This window comes from Winogradskyella sp., from assembly GCF_013213975.1.
Lineage (GTDB): Bacteria > Bacteroidota > Bacteroidia > Flavobacteriales > Flavobacteriaceae > Winogradskyella.
This window is the reverse complement of the sequence record NZ_JABSST010000151.1, coordinates 1-2,450: the sequence shown is the minus strand read 5'-3', so window position 1 is coordinate 2,450 and position 2,450 is coordinate 1. Positions and strand designations below refer to the sequence as shown.

Sequence of the window (2,450 nt, the reverse complement as noted above, 5' to 3'; positions counted from 1 at the left end):
GGGCATGCTCGCTGTAGAGTTACGAGGTTCTGGAGGCGAAGATCTAAATTTAGCTGAAGGTTCTACGTCTGAAATTAAAATTCCTGTAGATGCCACTTTATTGGCTTCTGCACCTGCTACCATACCACTTTGGTATTTTGATGAAGTTAATGGGTATTGGGTTGAAGAAGGTGAAGCCACTTTACAAGGCAATATGTATGTTGGTACCGTATCTCATTTTTCTTTTTGGAATTGTGATATACCTGTTAAGGCCAATATACTTTGTGTTAACGTAGTTGGAGAAGACGGTAATCCATTAATTAATTCAAGTGTTTATATATCTAGTACAACTTATGGTACTAGGAGTGGATATACTAATGCAATGGGAGTAGTGTGTGGCTTAGTTCCGAGTGATGAACCCTTAACACTTAGTGTTTACACCTATAGTTTCTGTAGTGATATTCCAATCTATATAGATTCTGTCGGCCCCTTTAATACTGATACTAATATTACAATCATTATCCCTAACGATTTAAATATCATTGAAGAAACTGTTACAGGAACTTTTAACACATGTAATGGTGATGCTGTAACAAATGGATACGTGCAAATCAATTATGGTAACCAGACATTTCTAGATACCGTAACTAATGGTACTTTTGAAATAAATTTATTAAGATGTTCAGAATACAACACTTTCTCCATATCGGGTTATGACCTTACCAATACGCAAGCTACTGGCACAATAAATTACAACTTTACATCGCCAACTACGAGTATAGGAACAATATCTGCTTGTAATGCAGTTTCCGAATTCATTGTTTACACTATTGATGATAATGAGCCTGTTTTATATTTAAATAATATTGCATATGTTTTGGTTTCGAACTATTCTAGTGGATCACAAATTCTCATTGCAGCGCAACAACAACCTAGTCTCGATTGTTTTTACCTTGAAGTTTATAACTATTCCTCTGACTTTATCGGAACTTACCACAGTTTACCACATTTGTTTGCTACAATCGAGCCAGGCTTTCGAATTATTGATGGATCCTTCGCTTGCCTAACTATTCCTCACAATAATAACGAAATAGTACTCAACGTGAACTCATTTGGTGATGTAGATGAATACATTGACATTAATTTTTCAGGAAATTATGAAGATGAACAAGGTAATCCTCATACGATTAATGGAACAATTCATGTTCTTAGGGATGAATAAAATAGACTTCTCAAACTTTAGAAAGAACACCACGCAACCATTCTTAGATTTTAACATCTATTAAAAAAGACAACTAAAATCAATCGCTATGACACCAACTTTACGTTTATCAAAACTTCTTATTGTTTTATTATTACTTCTAACATCTTGCCAAAAGGATGACGGCACTTCTAACGATGGCAATCAAAATGAGAATATTCCAGACACCTTTTCAGAATATTTTGGCAATGAAATTTCAAGAGACTTTTTAGGAACGGTTGTAGATAAAAATGATAATCCTATTTGGGGAGTAACCATTACAATTGGCAATCAAACCACAGAAACAGATGTAAATGGTGTATTCATCCTAAGAGATGCTAGTGTATATGAACGTTTGGTTATATCAAAGCTGAAAAAGCTGGTTATATACATGGCTCTCGCAGTGTAGTACCGTCAAATAGTACTAACAAAGTAACTATAATGCTTTTAGAAGAAACTGTAGTTGGTACAGTATCTAGTGGCAGCTCTGATACAGTAACCGCAGATGATGGAAGTTCCGTAAGCTTTGATGGTAATTTTGTAAAGGAGGATGGTACAGCATATACAGGTTCGGTGAATGTGATTATGCATCATTTGGACCCAACGGATGAAGATATGGAAGACCAAATGCCAGGTATGCTCTATGCTGAAAATGAAGATGGAGCAGAACGCATGCTAAAAACCTTAGGTATGCTTGCAGTAGAGTTAAGAGGTTCTGGTGGTGAAGATTTAAATTTAGCTGAAGGTTCAACTTCAGAAATTAAAATTCCTGTAGATGCAACTTTATTGGCTTCTGCACCAGCTACCATACCACTTTGGTATTTTGATGAAGCTACAGGCTATTGGAAAGAAGAAGGCGAAGCTACCTTACAAGGTAACATGTATGTGGGTACCGTATCTCATTTCTCTTTTTGGAATTGTGATATACCAGCGGAAGCTGTGATGTTGTGTGTTACTTTAGTTGATGAAGATGGAGAGGAATTAAATAATATAAAAGTAGGTATAACTAGCACTATTTTTGGTACCACATATGGCTACACTAATGAACTAGGGCAAGTTTGCGGTTTGGTGCCTAGCAATGAAACTTTAACACTAAATATTTACGGTTATGAAATCTGTGGAAATACACCTTTACTTACTGAGACAATCGGGTCATTTACTTTCGACTCGAGTATAACGTTAGTTGTACCGAGTAATCCAAATATCATAGAAGAAACTGTCATAGGAACAT

At 35.8% G+C, this 2,450-nt stretch carries 3 protein-coding genes; all 3 read left to right on the top strand.

What is annotated here, in order from left to right; translation table 11 throughout:
• Positions 1 to 1,201: hypothetical protein (locus tag HRU49_RS14510; RefSeq protein WP_296358427.1), on the top strand; the 1,201-nt coding region annotated here is incomplete at its 5' end.
• Positions 1,202 to 1,289: 88 nt separating this feature from the next.
• A complete protein-coding gene (locus tag HRU49_RS14505) occupies positions 1,290 to 1,628 on the top strand; it encodes a carboxypeptidase-like regulatory domain-containing protein (protein ID WP_296358424.1) in 339 nt (112 codons plus the stop codon).
• Between the two features lie 32 nt (positions 1,629 to 1,660).
• Positions 1,661 to 2,450, top strand: a 790-nt coding sequence (locus tag HRU49_RS14500) for a hypothetical protein (protein ID WP_296358423.1), incomplete at its 3' end; no start/stop codon positions are given.